Here is a 26,053-nt window from a genome sequence, read left to right on the forward strand (position 1 = left end):
GCGGCCCGCCGTGCTGTGTCCGGGTGCGTCCCGGCTCAGGCCTGGGTGCGGCCGCGACCCTGCAGGTACCGCGACACCAGGGTGGCCGTGCTGCTGTCCTGGCCGCTGGTGCTCTCCTCGCCGGTGAGCATCGGCGCCAGCTGCTTGGCCATGGCCTTGCCCAGCTCGACGCCCCACTGGTCGAAGCTGTTGATGCCCCAGATGACGCCCTGCACGAAGGTGATGTGCTCGTAGAGCGCCACCAGCTGGCCGAGCACCGACGGGGTCAACCGTTGGGCCAGCATCGAGGTGGACGGCCGGTTCCCCGGCATCACCTTGTGCGGCACCACCGCCGCGGCCACGCCCTCGGCCGCGATCTCGTCGGCCGTCTTGCCGAAGGCCAGCGCCGCGCTCTGCGCGAAGTAGTTCGACATGAACAGGTCGTGCACGTCGACCGGCGTGGTCGCACCGGGCGCATCGGCATCGGTCAGCTCGTGGTTGGGCTCGATGAACCCGATGAAGTCGGCCGGGATGATCCGGGTGCCCTGGTGGATCAGCTGGTAGAAGGCGTGCTGTCCGTTGGTGCCGGGCTCCCCCCAGAACACCTCACCGGTGGGCACCTGCACCGGTGAGCCGTCCAACCGCACCGACTTCCCGTTGCTCTCCATGGTCAGCTGCTGCAGGTAGGCCGGGAAGCGCAGCAGGTACTGCGAGTACGGCAGCACCGCATGGCTCTGCGCCCCGAAGAAGTCGACGTACCAGACGTTGAGCAGCCCGAGCAGCACCGGCGCGTTCCCGGCGAACGGCTCGGTGCGGAAGTGCTCGTCCATGGCGCGGAAGCCGGCCAGCATCTCGCCGTACTGGTCCGGTCCGATGGCCAGCATCAGCGACAGGCCCACCGCGGAGTCGAACGAGTACCGCCCCCCGACCCAGTCCCAGAACCCGAACATGTTGTCGGTGTCGATGCCGAACTCGGACACCAGGTCGGCGTTGGTGGACACGGCCACGAAGTGCTTGGCCACCGCATCGGCGGCGGCCGGATCGTCGAGACCAGCACCGGTGCGCAGCCCTTCGGTCAGCCAGGTCCGGGCCAGGCGCGCATTGGTCAGCGTCTCCAGGGTGGAGAACGTCTTGGACGCAACGATGAAGAGCGTCGACGCGGGGTCGAGATCGCGCGTTTTCTCGAAGATGTCGGTCGGGTCGATGTTGGAGACGAAGCGGCACTCCAGCTCTCTCATGGCGTACTGCTTGAGGGCCTCGTGAGCCATGACCGGACCGAGGTCCGAGCCACCGATGCCGATGTTGACGACAGCACGGATGCGCTTGCCGGTGGCACCGGTCCAGCGGCCGGTGCGGACCGCGTCGGCGAAGGCACCCATGCGGTCGAGCACCTCGTGCACCTCGGCCACCACGTCCTGGCCGTCGACGGTCAACTCGGCGGTGCGCGGCAATCGCAGCGCGGTGTGCAGCACGGCCCGGTCCTCGGTGACGTTGATGTGCGCACCGGCGAACATGGCGTCGATCCGCTCCCGCAGGCCGGCCGCCTCGGCCAGGTCCAGCAGCAGCGACACGGTCTGCCGGGTGATGCGGTGCTTGGCGTAGTCGACGGTCAGGTCGGCCGCCTGGACGACCAGTTCGGATCCGCGGTCCGGGTCCTGGGCGAACAACTCACGCAGGTGCAGTCCCTCGACCTCGGCGAAGTGCTGCTGCAGCGCCGACCACTGCGGCGAACCGGCGGTGTCGAACACCGCCGGCACGGGACTGGGGTTCACGGCTGGCCTCCTGGCTGGCTCGGTGGGTCCGATCGGTCGGTCCGGTGCGACGGGAGTCGCACCGCGGACGCGCCGGTGCATCCTCCGACACGCTCGGTGACGCCCCAGTGTGGGCGCCCTCCCCGGCGCGGCGCACGCCGGGGCCGCTCCGGGCCGTCGCTCACCGAGCGCGCACCAGGCCCGCACTAGGCTGCTTCCCCGTGTCGGACGAGTTGCTGGTGACCCACACCGACGGGATCGTGCAGGTGGTCCTGAACCGGCCCCACCGGCACAACGCCCTCACCCACGCCATGGTCGCCGAGCTGCACGAGCTGATCACCGACCTCGCCGCGGACCGCACCGCCCGGGTGCTGGTGCTGCGCGGGGCCGGCGGTCGGGCGTTCGCGGCCGGCAACGACATCGCCGACTTCCTGGAGCACGAACCGGTCGCCCACCAGGACCGGACCGGCGCCCTGGTGCAGGCCCTGTTCGCGCTGCCCCAGGTGACGGTGGCCGCGGTGGACGGGGTGTGCGCCGGGGGTGGCCTGGCCCTGGCCTCCCACTGCGACCTGCGACTGGCCACCCGCCGCTCGCGGTTCGGCTACCCGGTGGCCCGGACCCTGGGCAACGCGCTGCCCACCGCCCTGCTGGCCCGCTGCGCCGCCGTGTTCGGCGAGCCACTGACCCGGGAGATGCTGCTCACCGCCCGGCTGGTCCCGGCCGACCGCGCGCACGGGGTCGGCGCGCTCACCGACCTGGTGGACGACGCGACGGCACTGGAGGAGGCCCTGGCCTCGCTGCTGGCCGACCTGGAGCCGCTGTCCGGCGCCACCATCCGGGCGACCAAGGCGCAACTGCTCACCCAGGCCCAGCGGCTGACCGCGCTCACCGTTGATGCCGAGCAGGACCACGAGCTGGTGCGCCAGGCCTACGCCGGGGCCGACTTCACCGAGGGCGTGCGCGCGTTCCTGGCCAAGGAACGCCCGGCCTTCGAGCGCTGAACCGACTGGACCCCAGCCGGGTGCGGCGCACACCCGGCCGATATCCTGGCCAGGCGCCGACGTCGTCCTGTCGGCCCCCGATCGCCGGCCGGTCCCGCCGTCCGGCCGCGGATGGGCACGGAGTTCGGCGCCCGAGGGTCGTCGATCCGGACCCGCCCGCCTCGTCCAGGGAGTTCGATCATGCAGTCCGCCGTGAATCTCGATCCGGAGCGGAACCTGGCCCTGGACCTCGTCCGGGCGACCGAGGCCGCCGCCATCGCCGCCGTGCGGCACCTGGGCCGCGGGGACAAGAACCTGGTCGACGGCGCGGCGGTGGACGCGATGCGCCCCATCCTGGGCGGCGTCTCCATGCGTGGCACCGTCGTCATCGGCGAGGGCGAGAAGGACGACGCCCCCATGCTCTTCAACGGCGAGCAGGTCGGCAACGGCACCGGCCCGGAGGTCGACATCGCGGTCGACCCGGTCGACGGCACCACGCTGACGGCCAAGGCGATGCCGAACGCGCTGGCCGTGGTCGCCCTGGCCGAGCGCGGCTCGATGCTGGACCCGGGCCCGGTCTTCTACATGGAGAAGCTGGCCGTCAGCGGTGATTTCGCCGACGCGGTCGACTTCGAGGCGCCGATCGAGCGCAACCTCAAGTGGATCGCCAAGGCCAAGGGCGTGGCCGTCGAGGACCTCGCCGTGTGCATCCTGGACCGCCCGCGGCACGCCGACCTGGTCGACCGGATCCGCAAGGCCGGCTCGCGCATCAAGTTCATCCTGGACGGCGACGTGGCCGGCGCCATCCTGGCCGCCGACCCGGACCACGACGTCGACCTGCTCGTCGGCGTCGGCGGCACGCCGGAGGGCGTCATCGCCGCCTGCGCGCTCAAGTGCATGGGCGGGGCCATCTTCGGCCGGCTCAAGCCCGACGACGACGACATGCGCCAGCGCGCCGTCGACGCGGGCTACGACGTCGACAAAGTGCTCACCATCGACGATCTCGTCGCCGGCGACAACGTCTTCTTCGCCGCCACCGGCGTCACCGACGGTGAGCTGCTCAAGGGCGTGCAGTACCGCAAGGGCGAGGTGTGGACGCAGTCGCTGTCCATGCGGTCCCGATCCCGGGCCCGCCGGCTGGTCGACACCCGGCACAACCTCGAGCGGTCCAACCTGATCGTGCGGCCGTCCGGCAACTGATCGTCCGGTGCACGGTGTCGTCCGGTGCACGGTGTCGTCCGGTACGCGGTGTCGTCCGGTGCACGGTGGGAGCGGGCAGGATGGACCGATGCCCCCTCCCACCGTGTTGTGCATCGTCCTGGCCGGTGGATCCGGCGCCGGCTCGGCCCGCTGACCGACGGCCGGGCCAAGCCGTCCCTGCCGGTGGGCGGGCACCACCGGCTGATCGACATCGCCCTGTCCAACGCGGCCCACAGCGGGCTGTCGGACGTCTGGGTGCTGGTGTGCAGCGCCGACCACCTGGTGCTGATCGACCATCGGCCGGTCATCGCCGAACACCTGGACACCGGGGCCGATGCCACCGTGGTGACCACCGAGGTGACGACGGACGCCGACGCCGCGCGGGCCATGGTGGTGCAGGACACCGACGGGCGGGGCACCGCGGTGGACGACAAGCCGGAGCACCCGGCCGGGCACGTCGTCGGCACCGAGATCTTCCTGTACCGGCCCGACCGGCTCGGCGCGGTCCTGCACGAGCTGGTCGGTCAGGACGAAGATCTCGGCGACCACGGCGACCGGCTCATCCCGGCGCTGGTCGCCGACGCCTCCGTCCGCGCCGTCCGGCACGACGGTCACTGGCGGGATCTGGGCACGCCGGAGGCCTATCTGGACGGTCAGCTGGCGCTGCTCGCCGATCCCCCGCCGCTGCGGCTGGACGACCCGCGGTGGCCGGTGCTCACCTCGATGCCGGTGCGCGCTCCGGCCCGGATCGAGCGCACCGCCGAGCTGGACAGGACCTGGGTGTCACCGGGCGCTGCGGTCGCCGGCACCGTGATCAACTCGATCGTCGGACCGGGCGCCCGGGTGGCGGCCGGGGCGGAGGTCCGGGACAGCGTGCTGATGGCCGACGCGGTCGTCGAGCCCGGGGCGCGGGTGGTGCGGTCGGTGCTGGCCGAGCAGGTGGTCGTCGGGCGGGATGCCCGGCTGGCGGGTACCACCGCGGATCCGGTCCTGGTCGGCACCGGCCACCGGGTGGACGCGCAGGCCCGGGTCGACGCCGGCGCCCAGCTGGATCCGGCCGAGCGGCCCCGGCGGCCGACCCGGGATCACGACTGACCGGCGTCAGCCCTCCCGGTCGACGGTGGTCCCGGGGTCCGGGGGTGTGACACCGCGCAGCCGGCCGACCAGCGCGCGGATCTCGTCCATGATCACGTCGGTGAGCTCCCGGGCCGCGGCGGTGTCCGTCCGCCCGGCCCACCGCGTCCGGTCGATGGGCGCCCCGACCACCAGCTTGACGGTGTGCCGGTGCCACAGGTGCCGGGCGCCGGGTCGGGCACCCCACTGCCCGACCGGGATCAACGGCGCAGCCGGGAACCGCAGCGCCAGCCGCGCGGCACCACTGCGGCCGGGGCCCGGCCACAGGTCCGGGTCGCGGGTGATCCGGCCCTCCGGGTACAGCACGACCAGGTGACCGCGACCCAGCTCGGCGGCCGCCGCCTCCACCGCCGCCGCCGCCGCGGCGCTCCCCCGCTGCACCGGGATCTGCCGGGCGATCCGCAGCAACCGACCCACCACGGGCCAGGCGAACGCCCGATCCATGATCAGGAAGTGCGGGAACCGGCGGTGGGTCACCACCATCCGCGCCACGGCCAGCGTCTCGGTGGTGGCCAGGTGGTTCACCACCAGCACGGCCGGGCCGCGGCGCGGGACGACCGGGCTGCGCGCGTACCGCAACCGGTGCACCACGGTGCCTGCCACCACCACGACGGCGGCGCCGACGACGGTCCGGACCGGACGTTCCACTGACGTGCCTCCCAGCCGCTGCCTCACACCGGACCAGCGCGCCCGGCTGCGCCGACCGGGGGCGGACGGCGGGTAGCGTGGCCCGGTGATCGGGCTCGTCCGTTCCGTCCCCGGGCAGGCAGGACGATCATGACAAGCCGCCCGTCCCGACCGCTGGAGCGCCCCGCGTTGAGCACGTCCCCCGCCGCCCGTCAACCCGGCTCCCCGACCCCGGCGGCCGGTCGGTTGCCGGGCCAGCAGCGTGACCTGGGTGCACCCGGCCACTCCTTCGTGCTCACACTGTCCTGCGCCGACCGGCGCGGCATCGTCTGGTCAGTGTCCGGTTTGCTGGCCGAGGCGGGCTGCAGCATCGTGGATTCCCAGCAGTTCGGGGACGCCTCGACCGGGCAGTTCTTCATGCGGGTGCACGTCCGCCGGGAGATCGGCCCCATCCCCCTCGGTGAGTTGGAGGCCGTCGTCGAGCCGCTGGCCCGCGAGTTCGGGATGACCTGGCAACTGCACGACACGGCGGTGCCCGACCGGCTGGTGGTGATGGTGTCCCAGCAGGGCCACTGCCTCAACGACCTGCTGTTCCGGGCCCGGTCCGGGACGCTGCCGGCCACCATCGCCGCGGTGGTGTCCAACCATCCCGACTTCCGCGACCTGGCCGAGTGGCACGGTGTGCCGTTCCACCACATCCCGGTCACCGCCGACACCAAGCCGCAGGCCGAGGACGCGCTGCGGGAGGTGCTCACCGAGTACCGCGCCGACACCATCGTGCTGGCCCGGTACATGCAGGTGCTCTCCGACCGGCTGTGCCGCGAGCACGAGGGCCGCATCATCAACATCCACCACAGCCTGCTGCCCAGCTTCAAGGGTGCCCGGCCCTACGCGCAGGCCTACGACCGTGGCGTCAAGGTCATCGGCGCGACGGCGCACTACGTGACGGCCGAGCTGGACGAGGGCCCGATCATCGAGCAGGACTTCGTCCGGGTCGACCACTCCCACGACCCGGCTGACCTGGCCGCCCGCGGCCGCGACCTGGAGGCCCTCGCCCTGGCCCGCGCCGTCACCTGGCACAGCGAGCACCGGGTGCTGCGGTACGGGGTCAAGACGGTCGTGTTCACCTGAACGGAGTCCCCGGATGTCCGGCGAGCGCGCTCGTGCTCGACCTCTGGACGGGCGCCGAGCCCTCATCGGTCCAGCAGCTGCCGGCCGACCAGGTCGGCGAACAGGCCCGGCTCGGCGATCAGCTCGTCGTAGCTGCCCTGCTGCACCACCCGGCCCGCGTCCAGCACCACGATGCGGTCCGCGTGCCGGATGGTCGAGAGCCGGTGCGCCACCACGATCCTGGTCACCCGAAGCCGGTCGAGCGAGGCCGCCACCTGAGCCTGGGACACGTTGTCCAGGGCGGAGGTGGCTTCGTCGAGCAGCAGGACGGCCGGCTCCGCGGCCAGCGCCCGGGCCAGCACGATCCGTTGCCGCTGCCCGCCGGAGAGCGTGCTGGCCCCCTCCACCACCACGGTCTGCAGTCCCATCGGCATGCGCCGGATGTCGTCGGCCACCGCGGCCGCCTCGGCCGCCCGCCAGACCTGCTGCTGGGTCATCGGGCGGGAGCCGCGGATGTTGTCGGCCAGGTTGCCCGGGAACAGCGGTGACGACTGCAGCACGGTGCCGATCCGGCGGCGCACCTCCCGCACGTCCAACCGGTCGAGGCTGACCCCGTCGTAGGCGACGACGCCCTGCTGTGGCCGCTCGAACCCCAGCAGCAGTCGCACCAGCGTCGACTTGCCCGACCCGGACGGCCCGACCACCGCGACGAACTCACCGGGACGAACGGTCAGCGAGACACCGCGCAGCACGTCGGGGCCGTCCGGCGTGTACCGGAAGGTGACCGAGGACAGGTCGACCGCGCCCCGGAGCCGCAGCCCTGCCCCCGACGCGCCGCCCGCCCCCGGTCGTCCACCCGCCCGGTCGTGCACGCTCTCCGGGACCGCCTCCAGGATCGGCGTCAGCTGCCGCAGCTGCGGACCGACGCCGACCAGCTGGGCCGCCGTGGTGACCAGCGACGACGTCCCGCCCAGCACCTGGCCCAGGGCCGTGGTGAGCAGGACGTACTGTGCGGCGGTGCCGGGGCCGGTCCCGGACAGGGTGTCCCCACCGGCCAGCACCACACCGGCCGTGATGGCCAGCGTGCCCAGGGTCTGCCAGGCGGCCAACCCGGTGCTCAGCACCGACGACCAGGTCGCCGACCGGAACGAAGTGTCGGTCAACGGCGCGAACCGGGCCGTGAGCTGCCGCATGGCCCGCTCCTCCGCCCCGAAGGCGCGGATCCGGGCGATGCCCTGCATCGTCTGCAGCGTCAGGTCGGCCAGCTGCTGCTGCTCGGTGACCTGCTGCTGCACCAGCGGCCGCCACCGGCGCACCACCCACCAGAACGCCGCGGCCTGCACCGCCACCACCAGCAGGGTGAGCAGGCCGGCCTGCCAGCTCTGCAGCAGGATGAGCACCAGGCTGACCAGCACGCTCACCCCGGCCACCGTGGCCGAGACCAGCGAGTCGGCCACCACCTGCCGGAGCGTGTCGACGACCGAGGCCCGCATGAGCAGCTCGCCGCTGCCGTGCCGGTTGAAGAACGCGGCGGGCAGGCGCAGCAGCCGGGCCCACACGGCGTCGCCGACCGCGGCGTCGAGCCGGGTGCGCACCCGGGCCGCGATCCGTCCCTGCAGCAGGGTCAGCACCGCGGTGGCCGCGATGACACCGGTCAGGGCCGCGACGAGAGCGGCCAGCCGGTCCGGCTGGTTGCCCGGCACGATCGAGCCGAAGATCGCCTCCCCGGCCAACGGCAGCAGCAGCGACGCCAGGCCCGCGACCAGGGCGATCAGCCCGAGCAGGCCCAGGTCCGGCCGGACCCCGCGGACCGCCAGCCGCCCCAGCGCGCGCCAGCCGGCGCGCTCCGGCAGTTCCGCGATCACGCCGACCGCGGTGGGCGCCAGCCCGGCCAGATCCTCGTGGGTGAGTCGCCGCTCGACCGCGGCGGTGGGATCGATCAACAGCGTGCCGCGCAGGCGCGGGACCAGCGCGACCGGGCGGCCGGCCAGCTCGGCCGCGACCGGACCGAGCAGGTTCCGCCGGCAATCCGGGCCGAGGTCGACCGTGCGCACCAGGTGACCGGCGGCCCGGGCCCGGGCAGTCAGGTCGGTGTGCGCCGGGACCGCGCCCGCCGTCGGCGGATCGGTCCCGACCGGAGCCGGGCCGACCGGCGCCGGGTCCAGCGCGGGCACGGGTGCACCGATCCGGGCCAGCACGGCCCGCACCGGGTCCACGACCGCCGCGCCGGTCCGGGCACGCAACCGGGGCACCGCCGCGGCCAGTTCGTCGATGGCCTCGGCGTCCACCACCGCGGTGCCCCCCGGGGGGAGCGCAGGGGGCCGGCGCCGCAGCTCGGCCCGCCCGGCCTGTCGCTCGACCACGGCCTCGATGAGTTCGTCGGTGTGCCGGCGGACCCGTTCGACGGACCCCGTCGTCCCGCCCGACGCCGCTGGCTCGGTCGGCTCGGTCGGGTCGGTCGGCTCGGTCGGGTCGATCACCAGGTCGGCCGCCTCGGCCAGGGCGGCGAACCAGCGCTCCAGGGCGGCCGCGGTGGCCGGATCCCCTGGGTCCGGGTCCGGCAACGGGGTCAGTCGCACAGTCCCGACCGGGTCCACGACCAGTGCCCGGCCGGTCGGCGGCACCAGCAGGTCCCCGGCGTCCAGCACGGCCACCGCGGGCCGGTCGGCCGGTCGGTCCAGCGCTGCTTCAGGCGGTGCGCCGACCGGGACCTCCGGAGGCGCCAACCGGACCAACGCCTGGCCGCCGGTGACCAGCAGCCACGCCGAGCCGGCGGCCACCGTCCTGGTGCCACGGCCTCCGGCGTGGCCGGCGGGCAACACGGCGGTCACGAGCGCACCAGCCGGGCGTAGGCGCCGTCGAGCGCCAGCAGCTCGCCGTGGGCGCCGCGTTCCACCACGACACCCGCGTCCAGCACCACGATCTCGTCGGCGTCGCGCACCGTGCTGAGCCGGTGGGCCACGATCAGACAGGTGCAGTTGCGCCGGCGCAGGGCCAGGTCGATGCGCTGCTCGGTCACGGTGTCCAGCGCGCTGGTCGCCTCGTCGAGCACCATCACCGCCGGATCCCGGACCAGCGCCCGGGCGATCTCCACCCGCTGCCGCTGACCGCCGGACAGCCCCAGACCGCTCGGGCCCAGCAGGCTGTCGTACCCACCGGGTCGGGCGGTGACGACCTCGGTGAGACCGGCGTCGGCCACGGCCCGGACCACGGCCTCGTCCGGCACGGTCGGATCCCACAGCGTGATGTTGTCGCGGATGCTCGCCTCGAACAGGCACACGTCCTGGTCCACGAACCCGATGCCGTCGGTGAGCAGCCGACGGTCCCAGTCCGACCGCGGGCGGCCGTCCACCAGCACCCGACCCGCGGTCGGCTGCTGCAGTCCGGCGACCAGCCGGGCGACGGTGGACTTGCCGCTGCCGCTGGCCCCGACCACGGCGACCCGCGACCCCGGGGCCAGGTCGAGGTCCAGGTCCCGGATGAGCGGCGGTTCCAACGGGGCGTACCCGAAATCGACTTGCTGAAGCGTGATCCGGCCACGCACCGGCTCGACCCGGTCCGGCTCGGAACTGTTCCGCTCGCACCGGTCCCGGACGGTGGCCCCACCGGCGGAGCGGGCCAGCGACGCTGCGATCTCCGGGTCGACCGCGGCCCGGTCGACGTCCTGCAACCGCACCGCGGTGGCCGACAGCGCCTCCAGTTGACCACCGAGCGCGGCCAGCAGGCTGAGCGGGGCCAGCACACTGCCCATCAGCACCTGGACGGCCAGCAGCCCGCCCAGCGACAGGTCGGTCTGCATGACCAGTACCGCACCGACGGACAACAGGGCCAGCGTGCCGAGACTGGTGAGCGCGGTGGGGATGACGGTGAGCGGCAGCAGCGCGAGGTCCTGCCGCTGCCGGACGGCCAGCAGCCGGCTCCGGGCCGCGCTGATGGTCAGCACCGCCTGTTCCTCGCCACCCTGGGCCTTGATCGACTCGATCAGGTTGAGCGATCCGGACTGCACCACCGCGGCGTCGATCTGGTCGCGCATCTGCCGGGTGCTCAGGTCCCGCTGCCGTCGCCCCGTCCAGCGCAGCAGCAGCAGCACGGCCGCGGCGGCCAGCAGCACGATGCCGCCCAGGACCGGGCTGATGACGACGATGACCACCAGGTAGACCACCGCCACGGTGGTGCTCAGCAGCGCCGAGACCAGGGGCCCCGACAGCAGTCCGGCCACCGCCGTGCCCAGGCCCGCACGGTAGGCGACGTCGCTGGCGGCGCGCTGCCCGAAGAACCGCATCGACAGCCTCAGGATGCGCTGGGTCTGGGCGGCGAAGATGCCGCTGGTCAGCGCGGTCCGGAGCCCGTTGATGACCCGTTGCTGCCACCACGTCATGGTCAGCTGGACGACCGCCGCGGCGGCCATGCCCCCGAGGATGACCGGGAGGTAGCCGGTGCGCCCCCCGACCAGGAAGCCGTCGACGAAGGCCCGCGACAGGGCCGGCACCGCGAGTCCCGGCACCAGCAGGACCAGGCTGGCCAGCACCACGTGCAGCAGGGCCCACCGGAACGGCTGCAACCGACTCAGCAGGGCCCGGCGCAGCCCGGGACGTCGGCCGCCCGGCTCGAACTCCGGGCCCGGCGTGCACTCCAGGACGATGCCGGAGAACGACCGGTCGAACTCGGCGTCGTCGACCTCCCGCGGACCGGACGCCGGGTCGTTGAGGTACCAGGTGCCGCGCTTCCAGCCCTCGACGACCAGGAAGTGGTCCATCCGCCAGAACACGATGAACGGCACCGTGGTGCGTCGCACCGTGCGCGGCGTGCGCCGGAACGCCTTGACCTGCAGCCCGTACGCCCGTCCGGCCCGCAGCACCGAGCGGGCGTTGCTGCCGTCGCGCGAGACGCCCACGGCGTCCCGCAGTTCCTCCAGGCCCACCCAGCGCCCGAAGTGGGCCAGCACGATGCCCAGGGCAGCGGCGCCGCACTCGACGGCCTCCATCTGCAGCACGGTGGGACACCGGACGCGGATCCGCTCCGGCACCGCCGGCTCGGCCGGTGTCGACGCCGGTGCGTCGCCGACGGGCGTCCCGCGGGGCACGGTCGCGGCTCGCGTCATCGCCTCAGCCGCCCAGCAGGTAGCTGAGCGGTTCGCGCGTGCCGAGTTCGATCGATCCGGTCAGCGAGGTCGTCGGCGCGACGGCGAACGGCGGCCCGTCGTCCGAGGTCCAGGCGTAGCCGGACGCTGTGTCGGCGCGGATCAGGTCCACCACCACCCGGACGGACCCGACACCGCCCAACGAGGCGGCCAGCTGGGTGTTGCCCCCGGCCAGCTGGACGAAGTCGGCCCGGTCGTACGGCAACGGGTCGACCGAGCGCACCGTGCCGCGCAGCTCCCCCCAGGCGCTGGCGGACACGGTCGACGGGGTGAGCCGCACCGGCATGCCAGGGAGCACCCTGGACCCGGCGGATGGATCGATGAACAGCAACGCCACCGACCGCTCGGCCGAGGACAGCAGCTGTCCGACGACGGCACCGGCGGTCAGCGGGGTGCCGACGGCGAGCGGGGTCCGGGCGACCAGGACGCCATCGACCTGGGCGGTGACGTCGCTGGTGCCCCCGTCGGGGGTCCGGACGGTCAGCAGCCGCTGACCGGCCTGCACGGTCACGCCGGGCATGGTCGGGTCGGCGTCGTCGATGGCGGGGACGTCGGCCACCACGCCGCCCGCGGCAGCGGTCACGGCGACCAGACCCTCCGGTGGGAGCAGGATCCCGGCCCCGGCGACCGTGACGGGGGCCCGGCCGAACACTGCCCAGACCACCGCGGCCACCGCGACCAGACCGACCACGATCAGGGCGAGCCAGGACCGCGGCGGCGCCACGGTCAGACTGCTGTCCAGCCGTCGTTGCGCGTCCAGTTGCGCGACGGCCTCCGGCCGGAAGAGCCCGCCGGGGGCCGGACCGGTCGGTCCGGGCGACGTGGTGGGGGTCGACATGGGTTCCTCTTCGGTGGCCGGGCACGGGGAGGTCGGAACGGCACACTCCCTCAGCGCGACGAGCGCGGCGGGAGGGCCTCGGCAAGATCGTGACACAGCGTTTAGTCTTCGTCACGGTGAGTACGCAAGTGATCGTATCCGAGCCCTCCGGCGAGCGCGCTGATCCCGCCACCGCACCTCCGGCCGACCCGACGATGCCGCCGTTCGCACCGGTCCTGGCCGCCCTGGTCGAGCCGACCGCGCGACGGCTGGCGCCGCGGTTGCACGACCTGGACCCGGCCGGGGCGGACGCCGCCGTCCGCGGGTGGGCCGATCTGCTGGCCGGCCGTGTCCACGACCTGCTCCAGGAGGTGCTGGCCGGTGAGTTCACCGCCTGGTGCGCCGTCCGGGGCCCGTTCGCCGGGACCGGCCCGGCCGCCGAGACCCGCCTGCTGGCGGGGTTCACCGCGCACGTGCTCACCGACGACCCGGCGTGGCTGACTCGCCGGTACCCCGAGGCGGCCCGACTGGTCGGCGTCCTGGCCGGGCACGCGGCGGCCGCGGCCGTCGAGCTGCACGAGCGCCTGGCTTCGGCGCGGCCGCAGCTGGCGGCCGGCTTCGGCATCGCCGCCGACGACCCCCTGGTGGACCTGCGGGCCGGCGCGGGCGACAGCCACCGCGGCGGCCGCACCGTGGTGCTGCTGACCTTCGGCTCGGGCCGCCGGGTGGTGGCCAAGCCCCGCTCCGTCCGGCCGGAACGAGTGCTCGAGGCGCTGCTGCACGCGGTCGCCCTGGCCGCCGGCGATCCGGGCTGGGACCCGGTCGTCGCGCTGGACACCGGCAACCTCGCCGACGCCGGCTGGATGGAGTTCGTCGAGGCCCTGCCGGCGACCGCACCGGCCGACGTCGACCGCTTCTTCCGCCGCGCCGGCATGCTGCTGGCCACGGCGCACGCGATCGGGATGGACGACCTGCACTCCGAGAACGTGATCGCGCGGCGCGACCGGCCCGTGGTCATCGACGCCGAGACCCTCCTGCCGGCGGTCTGTCTCGGCCGGCCCGGGGCCGGGCTCGATCCGGCGGCCGAGGCCTACCCGGCCACCGTGCTGGGCACCGGGCTGCTCCCCCGCTGGATCCCGGTGCACCGCCAACGGCTCGAGCGGTCCGGTCACGTCGTCCAGCTCGGCGGGCTAGGCCCGATCGACCTCGGGACCCAGCCCGGACTGGCCTGGACCGGCAGCGGCGCCACGCTGCGGCGGGAGGTGGTCGCCGTCCGACGAGCCCGGGGTGGCAACCTGCCGGTACTCGACGATCGGGTGCACACCGCCGACGAAGCCCGCGAGCAGGTCGAGGACGGATTCCGGGCGGCGGCGGCCGCCCTGCTGCGGCACCGGAACGCCTGGGAGTCCGCCGGTGGGGTGCTGGCGGAGCTGCGGGCCACCCGGGTGCGGGTGGTGCCCCGCAACACCGCCACCTACGCCGCGGCGCTCCGGCGGACCACCGGCCGCCGGTTCCTGCGCTCCGGCGCGGTCCGCACCGCCGGTCTGCAGGACCGTCTCGGCCTGGATGCGGCACCGGCGTCCGCAGCGCTGCGGACGGCCGAGCTGGACGCGCTGCAGCAGCTGGACGTTCCACTGTTCACGGCGGACCCCGAACGGACGGCGGTGGACACGGCGCACGGGACCGGGGCTGCGGACCCCGGCCACGAGCCCGCCGCGGTGCAGCTGACCGCAGCGCCCGCGGCCGTGTCCAGGAACCGGCTGGAGGACTGGGACGACCGACACCTGATCCGGCAGACCGAGCTGCTGCGCGCGACCCTGACAGCCCCGTGGACCGGCGCCCTCCCGGTGGTCGCGGCGCGGCCCGGTCATCGCACGGCCGCGGAGATCGACGGTCGGGTCGCCGATCTCGCCGACGTCATCGACGGCGCCGGCGTGACCGCGGCCGGCCGCACGGCGTGGCTGGCCGTGCGCCGGGACCCGCTGACCTCCACCACCGCGGCCGGTCCCGCCGGCTGCGGACTGCTCGACGGTGGCGCCGGGATCGCCCTGTTCCTGACCGAGGCCGGGCACGCACTGCGCACCGAACGATGGCACGACCGCCGCGACGGCGCGATCACCGCCGTGCTCGACGGGACGCGGTTCCTGCTCGGTCCGTCCGCACCGGACACCGGGGCGCCGATCGACCTCGGCCTGGACGACGGCATCGGCGGCGTGGTGTGGACCCTGGCCCGCATCGCCCGACGCCTGGACACCGCCGACGGACACCGGCTCGTCGGAGCCGCCGCCGACCTGGCGGCCGCCGCGGTGGTCCGGACCGACCTGAGCCGGGTCCGCGCCGACGCGGCCGGCGGCATCGCCGGCCTGATCACCGGCTTGACCGAGCTCGCCCGCACCACCGCCCTCGCCGTCGCCGCGGACGGGCCGACCCCCGCGACCGGCTCTGCCGCCGACTCCGGGATCGCCGCGCTGGTCGACACGCTGACCCGGGCGCTGCTGAGCCGCGGCGCCGACGGCGATGACCGCACGTCCCGGCCCGGGTCGCTCGTCGACGAGGCCGGCATCCTCCGGGCGCTCGCCGGAGCCGCGGAGGTCACACCCGGCCTGCGGGACGAGATCACCGCTGTCGTGGCGGGTTCCGCGACACGGTGGGGATCGACACCCGCGCGGTCGGCCGGAGCAGTCCCGGACCTGGACACCGCCCGGGCGCTGGTCACCGTCGGCCACGCGGCCCGGGCCCTGCACACCGCCCCACCCGGAGCTGTCGCGTCCGGGCAGCCGGCCGCCCCCGCCGAGCACGGCCTGCGGCGGGGTGTGGCCGGCTGGCTCGACCTGGCCCGCACCACGGCGACCCATCACCCGTCCGGAACCGGGAGCGGATCGGCCCCGGCACCGGTCCACGACCTGACCGCGATGCTGCTCACCCCGGTCGACCGGCTGCGGTTGATCGGTCCGCAGGTGGCGCCGTGGCTGGTCTGCGGCCTGGGCGACGGGCTGGCCGGCGTCGGGCTCGTCCTGCTGGGTGACTCCCTACCGGACGTGGTGGGTCCGCTGCTGGACCCGGCGCAGCCACCGCGGCCGCGTCCTGCGGGTGATCACTGAGCGACGGAGGGCGACCGCCGACCGGTGCACTTGATCACTCTTCGTAGTGATTGCGCACGCAGAGTATTGAGTCCTACCGTTGCCGATGGGGGGTCGCCCGCAGTCTCCGGCGCCGCATCCCGATCGCCACCGGCCAGCATCCGCGTCCGCGACAACCACGGTCCGGCACCACCGTTGACCGACCCGGCGGTCCGGCTCCGATCCGGTCCACCGGAGCCGGCCCGTCCCAGTCCGTCCCCGTCCGAAGGGCACCCGCACGTGAACGTCACCGATCTGCAGGTCAAGGCCGCCACCGACCCGGAGTTCCGGGCCGCTCTCTTCGCCGATCCGCGGGCCGCCCTGGCCGCGGAGGGCATCCAGCTGCCCGACGACCTCACCGTCCGCGTGGTCGAGAGCACCCCCCAGCAGGTCGTGCTGTCCATCCCGGCCCCGGTGTCCGAGGACGTCGAGCTCGGGGAGGACGCACTGGCCGGAGCTTCCGGCGGCACCACCCCGGCGTTCCCCGTCGCCCTCGGGCTGCAGTGGCTCGGCATCGCCGGCGGCCTGGGCATCCTCGGCGGCGCCGGCTACGGCGCCTACGACCGCTGGGCCAAGTGACTCCCGCGCTGCGCCTCCGCCCGACCGACCCACCGATCCGCCCGCTGCCCGGAGGTACCCGATGACCGACCACACACCGGCCGCCACCCCGCCCGTCGCGACGCTGGAGGACCTCAACCTGCGGGCTGCGACCGACCCGGAGTTCAGAGCCGCGCTGCTCGCCGACCCCAGGAGGGTGCTGGCCGAGCTCGGCCTCGAGCTGCCCGCCGAGGTCTCCGTCCGGGTCGTCGAGTCGACCGTCACCGACCTGCGGATCGCGCTGCCGCCGGCGCTCCCCGATGACGTCGAGCTGAGCGAGGACGCCCTGGCCGACGCCTCCGGGGGGACCACCCCGGTGCTGCCGATCATCTTCTACGGCTCCTGCGTCGGCCTCGGCTTCGGCGCAGCCAAGCTGACCAACATCCTCTGAGTCCGGGAACGAGCCCGCCATGAACCTGAGCGACATCCAGATCCGGTCCGCCACGGACCCGGCCTTCCGCGCTGCCCTGCTCGACGATCCGCGCGCGGTGTTCGCCGGGCTCGGTGTCGAGGTCCCCGACGGGATCACCATCACCGTCGAGGAGTCCACCCCCACCGAATTCGTGCTGGCGATCCCACCCGTCGTTCCCGACGACGTGCCGCTGGACGACGACGCGCTGGCCGCCGCCTCCGGCGGCACCACGCCGGTGACGTTCACCAGCATCGTCCCGCTCGGGGCGTCGGCCGCGGTGGGCGTCGGCTTCGTCCTCGGCAAGATCTTCTGATCCGAGCGGCCCCCGGTCCGCCCACGCCCGTTCCGAGTCCATCCCCACCCGCCGGCCCGTCCGGGTCGGCCCCAGCCGAGAGGCCCCTCGTGGACACCAACGAGATCATCATCCGCAGCGCGACCGATCCCGCCTTCCGCGCCGCGCTGCTGGCCGACCCCAAGGCCGTCCTGACCGAACACGGGATCACGCTGCCCGACGACGTCGAGGTGCGCATCGAGGAGTCCACTCCCACCGAGTTCGTGCTGGCCGTCCCGCCGGCCCTGCCCGAGGACCTGGAACTGGACGACGACGCGCTGGCCCAGGCGTCGGCCGGCACCGGCCCGCTGCTCATTCCCACCCTGCTGTGGGGTCTGGGTTCCGGGGTGGCCGCCGCCGGTGGCATCGTCGGCGGTTTCGAGCTGGTCAAGCACATCTGAGTCGCCCGGACAGGTGCCCGGCCCGCGGCACGTCGGGCAGAATCGGGCCATGAGCATCGTCAAGATCAACGCCATCACCGTGCCCTCGGACAGCGGCGACGAGCTGGCCAAGCGGTTCGCCGCGCGGGCCGGCGCGGTCGACGACCAGGACGGTTTCGAGGGATTCGAGTTGCTGCAGCCCACCGACGAGCGCACCACCTGGCTGGTGGTCACCCGCTGGCGGGACGAGGAGTCGTTCCAGGCCTGGGTCAGCTCGCCGGCGTTCTCCCACGGACACCGGTCCGAGAGCGAGCGGTCCGGTGGTGCCCCGCAGGCCCACGTCGGGGTGTCCAGCGAGCTGTGGTCCTACGTGCCGGCCGGTGGTTCGGCCGGCAACCGGGTCTGAGACCGCCCGATCCGACATCGTTCCACCCCCGACGCCCCGTCGGTCCGACCGGACCGGCGGGGCGTCCGGCGTCGGCGCCGCCCCGCTGCACGCCGCTCCGCCGAAGCCCGCTCAGCCGAAGGCCTGGACGCCCAGCCGCACGGCCAGCAACATGCCGAGCACGCCGATGACGGCACGCAGCGGCTTCGCCGGCACCCGCCGGACCACCTTGGGGCCGATCCACGACCCCGTCATCGCACCGATGGCCAGCGGGAGCACCGCGCTCCACTGCACGTCGCCCGCGACCATGAACCACACCGCGGCGATCCCGTTGGCGCACAACAGGATCGCGTTCTTGGCCGCGTTGGCCCGGGGCAGCGTGTCGCCGTCGATGAACAGCAGCATGGCCAGCATCAGCACGCCCGCGGCGGCGCCGAAGTACCCGCCGTACACGGCGACCGCGAACACGCCCACCGACACCAGCACGGTGGTCCGGCGGGGGCGAGCCGCCAGCGCCTCGTCCCCCACCGGCCGGCGGCGCGGGATCAGGATGGTCAGCGAGGCCGACGCGATCAGGAACGGCACCAGCCGCTCGAACCCCTGCGCCGGGGTGAGCAGCAGCAGCACGGCGCCGACCACACCGCCGAGGAGCCCGAGGGCGCACCAGCGCCGCAACCGGGGTCCCTGGCCGGCAAGCTCGGGCCGGGAACTCGCGGTCGCGCTGATCCCACCGAACAGCAGTGCCACGGTGTTGGCCATGTTGGCGGTGACCGGCGGCAGGCCGACCGCCAGCAGCGCCGGGTAGGTGCACAACGACGCCAACCCGGCGATGCTGCCGGTCAGACCGCCACCGACGCCGGCCACGACCAGCAGGACGAAGTCCCAGCCACTCACCGACGGCGCCGATCAGCGACCGGCCGACCGACGGTGCTCCGCGTCAGACGTCCTCCTCGTCCACGATGTGGACGGCGGCCTCCTCCGCGCTGGCGCCGGCGCCGTCGATGCCGACGTCCTCGGCCAGGAGCTCGCTCTCGGTGTCCTCGCCGTCGCCGTAGTCCGGATCGACCAGCCGACCGGACCGCCGGCCGCCGACCTCGTTGCCGGTCTCGTCGAACAACGACTGCCGCTCGTCCTCGTCCCACACCTCGGGGGTCTCGGCCGCCAGCAGCGTCTCGATGCTCGCCCCGCGGGCCTCCTCGGCCTCGGTGGGCACGTCGATCCGCGGCTCACGGTCGGGCGGGTTGTAGCCCTCGTCCAGCTGGTCGTCCAGACCGCTCGGGTTGAGGGTGTCGCCCTCGGTGAGCTGTTCGGCGACCCCGTCCGCGCCGTGGTACTCGGTGCCGGGCACGGTCTCGTCGATCTGCTCCGGCTGCTCCAACGGATTGCTGCTGCTCACGTCAGTCCTCTCGGTTCCGAACACCTGGCAGGGGCTCACCGACCACCCTAGGACCCGGTCGAGCCGGTCAGAGCACGGCCGAGGACAGCACGGCCAGCAGTCCGAGCACGTCGGCGACCAGCAGCACCCCGGCCACGATCGCGGTGACGACGACGGTGAGCCCGAGCAACCGCAACCGGCCGGGCAGCAGCGGGGCCAGCGCGGGGCGCTCCGCGAACGCCTCCAGCAGGGCCGTGCCGGCCCCGACGCCGGTCCACAGCCCGCGCAGCAGCCGCCAGGCCCGGACGGCGCCCACCCGGCCGCCGCCCGACGGCTCGGGCGTCACGGTCGAGGGGACGTCCGTGGTGGCGTCGGAGGTCGCCGCGGTCGCCGCGAGCTGCAGGTTGCCGCGCAGTTCCCGCCACAGCCGCGCCCCGCTGGTCAGGGCGATCAGGTCGGCGCGCAGCGCTGCGGCGTCACCGGACCGGCGCACCAACTGACGGCGTTGCCCGACCAGGGCCAGCACCGGCACCAGCGCGGGCCCGGCCAGCAGCAGCGCGAACCAGCCGAAGCCACCGGGCAGCGCGGCCACCACCAGCAGGCCGATCAGCAGCACAAGGTGCACGAGGACCAGCCCGGCCAGGGCCCTGCCGGCCAGTCGCACCGTGGGGGCCAGCACCCGGGCCAGCGCCTCGGCCGACCGGTCGCGTCCGGCGGCCACCGCGTCGACCGCGCGGCCGATGCGCGACCGCGGCGGCGCGCCGGGGATCTCGAGCCCTGCCTCCGGGGTGTGATCGCCGCTCAGCCCCCCGGCGGCGGGCCGCGACGGATCCGGTCGGTCGGTCACGGCGGTCAGCCGGCAGTCGGCACGGGGACGCGTCGATCGGTGACCTCGTCTGCGTCCATCTCCTGGCACGCGGCCGTGCACTCGGACTCCAGCCCGGCAGCCACCTTCTCGCCGATGTCGCCGAGCACCCGCAGCTCCTCAGGGGTGAGCCGGTCGATGACGTGCCGACGGACAGCCCGGACGTGCCCGGGGGCCGCCGCCTCGATCGTCTCCCGGCCCTGCGGGGTCAGCTCGACGAAGGCGCCGCGGCCGTCGGTCGGACACTCGCGGCGCCTGACCAGGCCGCGCGTCTGCATCCGTTTGATGTGGTGGGACAGCCGACTCTTCTCCCAGCCGGTCAACCGGCCCAGCTCACCGGCCCGGAGCATGCCCTCGTCGGACTCCGAGAGCACCACCAGCACTTCGTAATCGGCCGTGGACAGGCCGCTGTCCTGGGTCAGCTGTCGGTTCAGCACGGCGGCCAACGGCCCCCGCAGGTACTGCAGGTTCCGCCAGGCACGCAACTGCTCGGGGGTCAGCCAGGGAGTCTGCGCGTCGGTCACGCGTCCATCCTACCCAGGGAATGGTTGACGTGTCAGGCGCTTCGGTGTGGCCACCGGCGGCGCCCGACACGTCGGGCCTCAGCTCTGTCGGACGTCAGCTCTGTCGGGCCTGAGCTCTGTCGGACGTCAGCTTTGTCGGACGTCAGCGGTCCAGCGGCCGCTGGTCCACCCGCTGGTGTTCGAACACCGGCACGTCGCCCACGATCGGGTTGGTCCGGCGCGACGGCGCCAGGTACTTGGTCAGCAGGTTCACGAAGGTGGCCAGCCGGTTCCGGTTGCCCAGCAACATGATGATGTGGATGAACAGCCACACCAGCCAGGCCAGCGTGCCGGTCAGCTTCAGCGACCGGCCCTTGGGCAGGGCGATGTCACACACCGCGGAGCGCCGGCCGATGGTGGCCATCGTGCCCTTGTCCTTGTAGTGGAACGGCGTGGTGCCGCGCCCAGTGACCAGGGCCGCGATCTGCAGGGCGGCGTGCTTGCCCTCCTGGAGCGCGGGCTGGGCCAGCTGCGGCAACGGCTCCGGGGTCAGCGCCACGTCGCCGACGGCGAAGATGTTCTGGAAGCCGGTGACCCGCAGATCGGCGTCGACCGTGATCCGGCCGCCCCGGCCCTGCGGCAGGCCCCAGTCGCCGACGATCTTCGGCACGGCCACACCGGTGGCCCAGATGACCACGCCGGCCTTGAGGAAGTTGCCGTCGCCGAACAGCACGCCGTCCTCGCGGACCTCGGCCACCGAGGTGTTCAGCCGCAGCTCGACCCCGCGCTCGCGCAGCGCCTTGGCCGCGTACTCGCGCAGCGGCGGCGCGAACGGGCCCAGCACCTTGTCGGTCATCTCGACCAGCACGATGTGGGTGCGCCGCGGATCCAGCTCGGGATAGATCGCGGCCATGGCGTCGTTGCGCAGCTCGGCCAGCGCCCCGGCCATCTCGACGCCGGTCGGGCCGGCCCCGACCACGACCACGGCGACGTCCTCGCCGGTGTTCGAGGCGGCGGCGTGCTCGAGGTTGGTGAAGATCTTGTCGCGCAGGGTCAGCGCCTGGGCCCGGGTGTAGATGGCCAGCGAGTTGGCCTCCGCGCCCTTGGTACCGAAGTAGTTCGTGGTGGCACCGGCGGCGATGATCAGGTAGTCGAAGCGCATGCGCTCGCCGTCCTGGAACGAGACGACCTGCTCGTTCGGGTCGACGTCCACGACCAGGCCCTGGCGGAAGCTGACGTTCCGCTGGTGCATCCGGGCGGCCCGCAGGAAGTAGGTGACGTCGCCGGGGTTCAGGCCGGCCGTCGCCACCTGGTAGAGCAGCGGCTGGAAGGCGTTGTAGGTGTGCCGGTCGACCAAGGTGATGTCCACGTCCGACTTCTGCAGCGCGCGCAGGGCGGACAGACCCGCGAATCCTCCACCCAGGATGACCACGTGCGGCCGTCGACGGGCGGTGGCCGGCGAGGTGCTCGGCACGGCGGGGCTGGTTTGGCTCATCGTCATCCTTCACTCACATCGGACTGCTGCCAGAGGATGGGGTACCCACATCGATCGGACCGGGACGACGGAACCGGTTCCGGATCTGACGCGGCACTCGAACACGAACGGTAGTCGCATCCCGACGGCCCCGTGCAACCGGCCGGAAACATGCGCAGCCCATGCTCAGCGTGGGTCTGCCGGGTTCGCGACCGCAGGCGCAGGACGCCGGCGCTCCGGAATCGGTACCGGCTCGCGGCCGGTCCGGTCGGACGGCGTCGTCCGGCCCGCGAAGCCTACTCCCGGGTGGAGGCCGTCCCGGCCGCGATCGCGACGTCGCACGCGCCCGGAGCCGGAACCGGCCGGCGGAACGAGATCACCGCGATCACCAGTCCCATCGCGGCCAGCACCCCGCCGACCACGCCGGTCCCGGAACAGCCAAGCCCGGTGGTGATGACCAGGCCACCCACGTCCAGCAGCGGGCCTGCAGCGCCGGGACGATCGCCGCCGACACCGCCCCGATGCACAGCACCGCCAGCGCCGCGGTCACCGGGGTCCGCACGGCCAGCGGGAACAGCGCCATGAGGACGGTGACCACGACCAGGCCGAGCACCACGGTGCGGCTGGTCGAACGGTCGGGGCGGGTCACGGCTGGTCCTCGGGCGCTGGCGGGTCGCTGGTGGCCGGACGCCCCGCGCCGTGCGGCGCAGGCCGCGGACGTCGCCGCATCGTCCGGTGGACGAGTTCACCGTGCGAGCAGCGGGACCCGGCCGCGGTCAGGAGGGCAGCGCGGTGTGATCTCGCTCCGGCGGACCGGTGCGACCCAACCGGTCCGCCCGGCCGGCGCGCGACGTCGCGAACGTCCGCCACCGGTCGGGCCGGCCGACCGCGGTCGCCCAGATCACCATCAGCACGAGGTCGACGATCACCGAGACGCCCTGCCAGAACGCCCAGGCTGCGTGCGAGTCCTGGCCGAACAGGTCGACGCCGAACGCGGTCACCCCGACGAAGGCGACCGCCGCCAGCGAGACGAGTCCCAGGGTCCAGCCGGCCGCGCGCCACGGCTGTCGCGTCCGGTCCAGCGACAGCACACAGGCGACGAGCAGCGCGACCAACGCCACGGTGGCACCGACCGCGTGCACCTTGGCCTGCAGCGAGTCCTGGGCGCCGCCGGGATCGGTGCGCACCACGGCCATCACCAGGGCTCCGGCGAGCCCCAGCCACGCCACGACCCGGGTCATCCGGGAGACGCCCGGACTGGCGCGCACCAGGACGATCACGGTGATGCCGAGGGCGGCCGACCACACCGAGAAGATCCAGCCCGCCGACCCGACGCCGTACTGCGACATGGAGATCTCCGGGGTCAGCCAGTCCCCCGAGACCAGCTGCATGATCAGCCAGCCGACCCAGATCGCCGCGGTGCACACCCGCGACGCGACCACCCAGCGGCGGCGGGCACCGGACCGGACGGTCGCTCCTGGCGAGTCGTTGATCGGCAGCACCCGCTCATTCTCCCCGGCGGCGTCACCCCGTCGGCTCCGGGCCGCCGATCCGGCGGTGGGTCACAGTCCGGTCGGCAGGGCCAGCCCGAAGCGCGTCGCGAGCAGGGCGATGTCGGAGCGCGACGCGGCCGAGACGGCCTCGGCCCGCTCGGATCGATCGACCGCGCCGGTCGGGTCGACCCGGGCCAGCCGGCCGAGATCGACGCGGGCGGCATCGGTCCGGGCGCGGATCTGGAATTCGGGCGTGGTGCAGGGCACGGTGACGCCGAGGACGGTGCCGGTGCCGGCCAGCGAGCCCTCCTCGTAGGCCAGGCCGTTGCCGCCGTACACCCGGGTGCCGTCCGGCTCCTGCAGCACGGGCACCTCCAGGTCGACGAGGGCGACCACCACCCGTCGGCCGGTGCCGTCGCACAGCCGGTGGGTGAAGGCGTCGTCGTCGCCGACCCGGCGGAAGCCGTGCTCGACCATCACCTGCGCGAACGCGGCCAGGTCCTGGTGCTCGACCACCACATCGATGTCGGTGTGCGGTCGGCTCTGCCGGCCGAGCAGGGCGTCGACGCCCCAGCCGCCGTCCAGCCAGAAACGGACGTCGGCCCGTTGCCACCAGCCGACCAGCTCGACCACGTCCTCGGCGGTGAGCCGGTGGTCCTGGTCGGCCGCCGGTCCCGCATGGTCCGCCCGGCGCTGGGCAGTGCCGTCGCTGCTCATCGGATGCCGGCGTACCGGGCCGCGCTGCGGGCGCGGGCCTTGGCCGCCTCCACCTCCCGGTCCTTGGGCGGCGCCGCGGTCACCAGATCCTCGAGCAGATGTCTCGTGATGTGGGCGATCTCGTGCACGGCGGCGTCGAACGCCTGCTGGTTGGCTGCGGACGGCCTGGCCGTCCCGGCCACCTTGCGGACGTACTGGAGAGCAGCCGCGTGGACCTCGTCGTCCGTGGCGGGCGGGTCGAAGTTGTGCAGCACACGAATGTTCCGACACATGAGGCCAGCCTGGCACAGTTCCGTGACCAACGCGGGCGGATCCGGACCATCACTGCCAGTGATCGCGTCCGGACCGGCCGGAACCATCCGGTGGCATCGTTCGTACACCTCACGGGGTGGCGACCGGTGTCACTCGTCGACCGACCCCGTCGTCCGAGTCCGCGCCGAGTCGCAAGGAGCACTGGTGAACGTCTCCACCTGGGTGTGGCTGGTCACCGTGGCCGGGATCGTACTGCTGTTGATCTTCGATTTCGTCTTCCACGTCCGCAAGGCCCACGTTCCGACGTTGCGTGAGGCGGCCGTCTGGTCCGCCGTCTACGTCGGGATCGCGATCCTGTTCGGGCTGGGCGTGCTGGTCTTCGCGGGCCCGACCTTCGGCGGCGAGTACTTCGCCGGCTATGTCACCGAGAAAGCGCTCAGCGTCGACAACCTGTTCGTCTTCCTGATCATCATGAGCAGCTTCGCGGTGCCCCGGGAGGACCAGCAGAAGGTGCTGCTGTTCGGCATCGTGTTCTCGCTGTTCGCCCGGACCGCGTTCATCTTCGTCGGCGCGACCCTGATCAACTCCTTCGCCTGGGTGTTCTACCTGTTCGGGCTGATCCTGATCCTGACCGCGGCGAACCTGGTCAAGGGCCAACTCTCCGGCGGCGGGCACGACGACGGCGAGAACTTCGTGGTCCGACTGGCCCGCCGGTGGTTCAACACCTCCGAGCACTACGACGGCGACAAGCTGTTCACCATCGAGAACGGCACGCGGGTGCTCACCCCGATGCTGCTGGTCATGGTGGCCATCGCAGGCACCGACATCCTCTTCGCCCTGGACTCGATCCCGGCCATCTTCGGGCTGACCCAGGAGACGTTCATCGTCTTCACCGCCACGGCGTTCTCGCTCATGGGCCTGCGGCAGCTGTACTTCCTGATCGACGGGCTCCTGGAGCGGCTGATCTACCTGTCGTGGGGGCTGGCGGTCATCCTCGGGTTCATCGGGGTCAAGCTGGTCCTGCACGCGCTGCACGAGAACACGCTGCCGTTCATCAACGGCGGGGAGCACGTCACGGTCCCCGAGATCAGCACCGGACTCTCGCTGGGCGTCATCATGGGCGTGCTGCTGGTGACCGTGGTCGCGTCGCTGATCAGCCCCAAGGGCAAGGCCAGGACCACCATCGCCAACCTGCGCCGGCACACCCACGAGTACCTGGACCTGGAGTACACCGCCGACCTGGCCGAGCGGGAGCGGGTCTTCCGCCGCATGCAGATCGAGACCGATCAGCTGCACTCCATGGACGCCAAGTACCACGTCCTGGTCAAGGACGAGCCCGGCCTGGAGCAGCAGATCGCCGAGGCCCGGCGCCGGCACGACGAGGCCGTCGCCGCCGGCTGACGCCCGACCGC

General features: G+C 73.5%; 25 protein-coding genes. 11 read left to right on the forward strand and 14 right to left on the reverse strand.

Features of this window, described 5'->3' with window-relative positions; translation table 11 throughout:
- Window positions 1-35 precede the first annotated feature (35 nt).
- Window positions 36-1,751 carry a glucose-6-phosphate isomerase gene (pgi, locus tag JL106_RS02430; RefSeq protein WP_328841059.1) on the reverse strand — a complete coding sequence of 572 codons (1,716 nt, stop codon included), beginning with the start codon at window positions 1,749-1,751 and terminating at the stop codon, window positions 36-38.
- Between the two features lie 200 nt (window positions 1,752-1,951).
- Here pgi and JL106_RS02435 point away from each other — a divergent pair, with 200 nt between their 5' ends.
- The 3 genes from JL106_RS02435 (at window position 1,952) to JL106_RS02445 (ending at window position 5,005) form a co-directional block, all read left to right on the forward strand.
- Complete coding sequence (locus tag JL106_RS02435; protein WP_205259090.1) at window positions 1,952-2,731, forward strand: enoyl-CoA hydratase-related protein; 780 nt, start codon at window positions 1,952-1,954, stop codon at window positions 2,729-2,731.
- A 180-nt stretch (window positions 2,732-2,911) separates the two neighbouring features.
- Window positions 2,912-3,910 carry a class II fructose-bisphosphatase gene (gene glpX, locus JL106_RS02440; protein ID WP_205259091.1) on the forward strand — a complete coding sequence of 333 codons (999 nt, stop codon included), beginning with the start codon at window positions 2,912-2,914 and terminating at the stop codon, window positions 3,908-3,910.
- Window positions 3,911-4,018: 108 nt separating this feature from the next.
- Complete coding sequence (locus JL106_RS02445) at window positions 4,019-5,005, forward strand: sugar phosphate nucleotidyltransferase (protein WP_205259092.1); 987 nt, start codon at window positions 4,019-4,021, stop codon at window positions 5,003-5,005.
- 6 nt (window positions 5,006-5,011) lie between these two features.
- Here the strand turns inward: JL106_RS02445 and JL106_RS02450 are convergent, their stop codons facing one another.
- Window positions 5,012-5,692 (reverse strand): lysophospholipid acyltransferase family protein, encoded by a 681-nt coding sequence (locus tag JL106_RS02450; protein WP_205259093.1) that lies wholly within the window; start codon window positions 5,690-5,692, stop codon window positions 5,012-5,014.
- Window positions 5,693-5,860: 168 nt separating this feature from the next.
- Here JL106_RS02450 and purU point away from each other — a divergent pair, with 168 nt between their 5' ends.
- On the forward strand, window positions 5,861-6,802 hold the full coding sequence (gene purU / locus JL106_RS02455; protein ID WP_236006518.1) for a formyltetrahydrofolate deformylase: 942 nt from the start codon (window positions 5,861-5,863) through the stop codon (window positions 6,800-6,802).
- 62 nt (window positions 6,803-6,864) lie between these two features.
- Here the strand turns inward: purU and JL106_RS20610 are convergent, their stop codons facing one another.
- Genes JL106_RS20610 through JL106_RS02470 form a run of 3 tightly spaced genes read right to left on the reverse strand, consistent with a single transcriptional unit; the run spans window position 6,865 to window position 12,759 of the window.
- Entirely contained in the window at window positions 6,865-9,612 is a 2,748-nt protein-coding gene (locus JL106_RS20610; RefSeq protein ID WP_205259095.1) for an ATP-binding cassette domain-containing protein, read from the reverse strand.
- The gene (locus JL106_RS02465) at window positions 9,609-11,882 is read right to left on the reverse strand and encodes a cysteine peptidase family C39 domain-containing protein (RefSeq protein WP_205259096.1); all 2,274 of its coding nucleotides are present in this window, start codon (window positions 11,880-11,882) and stop codon (window positions 9,609-9,611) included. Before JL106_RS02465 ends, JL106_RS20610 begins: the two co-directional genes overlap by 4 nt.
- 4 nt (window positions 11,883-11,886) lie before the next feature.
- The gene (locus JL106_RS02470; RefSeq protein ID WP_205259097.1) at window positions 11,887-12,759 is read right to left on the reverse strand and encodes a hypothetical protein; all 873 of its coding nucleotides are present in this window, start codon (window positions 12,757-12,759) and stop codon (window positions 11,887-11,889) included.
- A gap of 128 nt (window positions 12,760-12,887) precedes the next feature.
- On the opposite strand from JL106_RS02470, the gene JL106_RS02475 reads away from it, so the two are divergent.
- The 6 genes from JL106_RS02475 (at window position 12,888) to JL106_RS02500 (ending at window position 17,983) form a co-directional block, all read left to right on the forward strand.
- A complete protein-coding gene (locus JL106_RS02475) occupies window positions 12,888-15,839 on the forward strand; it encodes a DUF4135 domain-containing protein (RefSeq protein WP_205259098.1) in 2,952 nt (983 codons plus the stop codon).
- 258 nt (window positions 15,840-16,097) lie between these two features.
- The gene (locus JL106_RS02480) at window positions 16,098-16,436 is read left to right on the forward strand and encodes an NHLP leader peptide family RiPP precursor (protein ID WP_205259099.1); all 339 of its coding nucleotides are present in this window, start codon (window positions 16,098-16,100) and stop codon (window positions 16,434-16,436) included.
- A gap of 61 nt (window positions 16,437-16,497) precedes the next feature.
- Entirely contained in the window at window positions 16,498-16,845 is a 348-nt protein-coding gene (locus JL106_RS02485; RefSeq protein ID WP_205259100.1) for an NHLP leader peptide family RiPP precursor, read from the forward strand.
- A 19-nt stretch (window positions 16,846-16,864) separates the two neighbouring features.
- Window positions 16,865-17,179 (forward strand): hypothetical protein, encoded by a 315-nt coding sequence (locus JL106_RS02490; protein ID WP_205259101.1) that lies wholly within the window; start codon window positions 16,865-16,867, stop codon window positions 17,177-17,179.
- Between the two features lie 89 nt (window positions 17,180-17,268).
- Entirely contained in the window at window positions 17,269-17,598 is a 330-nt protein-coding gene (locus JL106_RS02495; RefSeq protein ID WP_205259102.1) for an NHLP leader peptide family RiPP precursor, read from the forward strand.
- Window positions 17,599-17,647: 49 nt separating this feature from the next.
- Window positions 17,648-17,983: an antibiotic biosynthesis monooxygenase family protein gene (locus JL106_RS02500; RefSeq protein ID WP_205259103.1), complete on the forward strand. Its 336-nt coding sequence runs from the start codon at window positions 17,648-17,650 to the stop codon at window positions 17,981-17,983.
- A 111-nt stretch (window positions 17,984-18,094) separates the two neighbouring features.
- Here JL106_RS02500 and JL106_RS02505 read toward each other — a convergent pair whose 3' ends face one another.
- The 9 genes from JL106_RS02505 to JL106_RS02545 form a co-directional block, all read right to left on the reverse strand.
- Window positions 18,095-18,856 carry a sulfite exporter TauE/SafE family protein gene (locus JL106_RS02505; protein WP_205259104.1) on the reverse strand — a complete coding sequence of 254 codons (762 nt, stop codon included), beginning with the start codon at window positions 18,854-18,856 and terminating at the stop codon, window positions 18,095-18,097.
- A gap of 43 nt (window positions 18,857-18,899) precedes the next feature.
- Window positions 18,900-19,358, reverse strand: a complete 459-nt coding sequence (locus tag JL106_RS21890; protein WP_205259105.1) for a DUF5709 domain-containing protein — start codon at window positions 19,356-19,358, stop codon at window positions 18,900-18,902.
- Window positions 19,359-19,425: 67 nt separating this feature from the next.
- Window positions 19,426-20,184, reverse strand: coding sequence for a hypothetical protein (locus JL106_RS02515; RefSeq protein WP_205259106.1), 759 nt, complete (start codon window positions 20,182-20,184; stop codon window positions 19,426-19,428).
- A 5-nt stretch (window positions 20,185-20,189) separates the two neighbouring features.
- On the reverse strand, window positions 20,190-20,726 hold the full coding sequence (locus JL106_RS02520; RefSeq protein ID WP_205259107.1) for a MarR family winged helix-turn-helix transcriptional regulator: 537 nt from the start codon (window positions 20,724-20,726) through the stop codon (window positions 20,190-20,192).
- A gap of 142 nt (window positions 20,727-20,868) precedes the next feature.
- A complete protein-coding gene (locus JL106_RS02525; RefSeq protein ID WP_236006522.1) occupies window positions 20,869-22,200 on the reverse strand; it encodes an NAD(P)/FAD-dependent oxidoreductase in 1,332 nt (443 codons plus the stop codon).
- A gap of 364 nt (window positions 22,201-22,564) precedes the next feature.
- Entirely contained in the window at window positions 22,565-22,828 is a 264-nt protein-coding gene (locus JL106_RS02530) for a hypothetical protein (RefSeq protein ID WP_205259109.1), read from the reverse strand.
- A 127-nt stretch (window positions 22,829-22,955) separates the two neighbouring features.
- Complete coding sequence (locus JL106_RS02535; protein WP_205259110.1) at window positions 22,956-23,681, reverse strand: DUF998 domain-containing protein; 726 nt, start codon at window positions 23,679-23,681, stop codon at window positions 22,956-22,958.
- A gap of 60 nt (window positions 23,682-23,741) precedes the next feature.
- Window positions 23,742-24,389 (reverse strand): nucleotidyltransferase domain-containing protein, encoded by a 648-nt coding sequence (locus JL106_RS02540; RefSeq protein WP_205259111.1) that lies wholly within the window; start codon window positions 24,387-24,389, stop codon window positions 23,742-23,744.
- Window positions 24,386-24,661 (reverse strand): DUF2277 domain-containing protein, encoded by a 276-nt coding sequence (locus JL106_RS02545; protein WP_205259112.1) that lies wholly within the window; start codon window positions 24,659-24,661, stop codon window positions 24,386-24,388. The genes JL106_RS02540 and JL106_RS02545 overlap by 4 nt, the downstream gene beginning before the upstream one ends.
- Before the next feature lie 184 nt (window positions 24,662-24,845).
- Here JL106_RS02545 and JL106_RS02550 point away from each other — a divergent pair, with 184 nt between their 5' ends.
- Window positions 24,846-26,042 (forward strand): TerC family protein, encoded by a 1,197-nt coding sequence (locus JL106_RS02550; protein ID WP_205259113.1) that lies wholly within the window; start codon window positions 24,846-24,848, stop codon window positions 26,040-26,042.
- The last annotated feature ends 11 nt before the right edge of the window (window positions 26,043-26,053 follow it).

Source organism: Nakamurella leprariae (assembly GCF_016918035.1).
GTDB classification, from domain to species: Bacteria; Actinomycetota; Actinomycetes; order Mycobacteriales; family Nakamurellaceae; genus Nakamurella; species Nakamurella leprariae.

Excerpts from the sequence above, each read along its gene's own strand:
- JL106_RS02470 (WP_205259097.1), bottom strand. The coding sequence starts at position 12,759 with ATGTCGACCCCCACCACGTCGCCCGGACCGACCGGTCCGGCCCCCGGC.
- glpX (WP_205259091.1), top strand. The coding sequence starts at position 2,912 with ATGCAGTCCGCCGTGAATCTCGATCCGGAGCGGAACCTGGCCCTGGAC.
- JL106_RS02500 (WP_205259103.1), top strand. The coding sequence starts at position 17,648 with ATGAGCATCGTCAAGATCAACGCCATCACCGTGCCCTCGGACAGCGGC.
- JL106_RS02490 (WP_205259101.1), top strand. The coding sequence starts at position 16,865 with ATGAACCTGAGCGACATCCAGATCCGGTCCGCCACGGACCCGGCCTTC.
- JL106_RS02540 (WP_205259111.1), bottom strand. The coding sequence starts at position 24,389 with ATGAGCAGCGACGGCACTGCCCAGCGCCGGGCGGACCATGCGGGACCG.
- JL106_RS02545 (WP_205259112.1), bottom strand. The coding sequence starts at position 24,661 with ATGTGTCGGAACATTCGTGTGCTGCACAACTTCGACCCGCCCGCCACG.
- JL106_RS02485 (WP_205259100.1), top strand. The coding sequence starts at position 16,498 with ATGACCGACCACACACCGGCCGCCACCCCGCCCGTCGCGACGCTGGAG.
- JL106_RS02465 (WP_205259096.1), bottom strand. The coding sequence starts at position 11,882 with ATGACGCGAGCCGCGACCGTGCCCCGCGGGACGCCCGTCGGCGACGCA.
- JL106_RS02525 (WP_236006522.1), bottom strand. The coding sequence starts at position 22,200 with ATGAGCCAAACCAGCCCCGCCGTGCCGAGCACCTCGCCGGCCACCGCC.